This is a genomic window from Rhizobium sp. YJ-22, assembly GCF_029601685.1.
Lineage (GTDB): Bacteria > Pseudomonadota > Alphaproteobacteria > Rhizobiales > Rhizobiaceae > Metarhizobium.
The window spans coordinates 4,190-5,452 of sequence record NZ_JARRIR010000019.1 but is presented as its reverse complement, the minus strand read 5'-3'; the positions used below and the strand labels follow the sequence as shown (position 1 = coordinate 5,452).

The window sequence follows — 1,263 nt, the reverse complement described above, 5'->3', positions numbered from 1 at the left end:
GCACAGCAAATGCTGAGAAACCACGTTCTGAAGTCCACTGCGATTTCCGATGCTTCGATAAAGAAGCAGACATTGTATGAGGTCGAGCGCGGTGAGTTTGTTCGGGCAACCTACGACAGGGCAATGGAGAGCTTGAATGCCGCTAACGCGGAAATCGTTGAGCTCATCCACGGTGTCTGGGGGAGAAAATGAGGCACTTGTCAGCCGTTTTTTTCCGCGTTTTGCAAATAGATGTCAACGAGTTACCGGTTCTGAAAACAGGTTGGGAGAGCACCTATGTCCCGTGAAAATCCTTTCGCCAAACTGGATATGGCGTCGATCTCGGCAAACCAGACGCCTACAAAACCCGGTTACGGCATGACAGGAGCCGCCAAGACGGTTGTTCGCTCCATTGAAGATATGGCCGAGAACACCAAGAAGCTCATGGAAGGTGAGGTGATCGTGGATCTTGATCCGCGATTGATTGACGTGTCCTTCGTGGCCGACCGCCTTTCAGACGACGGAGAAGAGTTTCAGGACCTGCTCAAGGCAATCAAGGAATCAGGTCAGGCGACACCTATCCTTGTCCGCCCCAGTTCCACGGATGCCAAGCGATACATGGTCGTGTTCGGTCACCGTCGTCTCAGGGTGGCTCGCGAACTCGGAGTTCCGGTAAAGGCGATCGTAAAGAAGCTCGACGATATCACCGCGGCGATCGTACAGGGACAGGAAAACGCAGCCCGTTCAAACCTGTCTTTCATTGAACGCGCCTACTTCGCTCAGAACCTGATCGCGTCTGGAATGAACAAGGAAACGGTTCGTTCGTCGCTCGCCATCGATGAGGCGATGCTGTCGAAGATGCTTGCTGTCGTCGAGGCGGTGCCAGCGCCAGTCATTCAGGCCTTGGGTGCATCGAAGAAAATTGGGCGCGACCGTTGGCTCAGCCTCCGGCAGTTGCTACTCGCCCCTGCCCTCTCCAAGGTCGCTGTTGAGCACGCAGCTTCGGCCGACTTTCAAAGGCTTCCTGAAGCCGAGCGGTTTGATGAACTTCATGACTACGTGAAGCGATACAAGGCCAAATCGGCTGCAAAAATGCCCAAAGCCGATACCGCAGCAAAAGACTGGATCTCGTCTGATCGCTCGCTGAATTTCGCGATGACCGCCAAAGCGAAGAAGGTTGCCATCGAGCTCACGAATGTAGAAGCCAAGCCTTTCAGCGAATGGCTGTCTTCTCGCATGGATCGCTTGTACGAGGAGTACAAGGGGTCGCAAAACGAAACCAAC

The 1,263-nt window shown here is 54.1% G+C and carries 1 protein-coding gene and 1 pseudogene; both read left to right on the top strand.

Annotation, left to right across the window (positions count from 1 at the left end; translation table 11 throughout):
• A pseudogene (locus P7F60_RS27275) lies at nucleotides 1-192 on the top strand (plasmid partitioning protein RepA); the annotation flags it as partial.
• Between the two features lie 84 nt (nucleotides 193-276).
• A partial coding sequence (gene repB / locus P7F60_RS27270; protein WP_277920789.1) for a plasmid partitioning protein RepB occupies nucleotides 277-1,263 on the top strand: 987 nt, incomplete at its 3' end.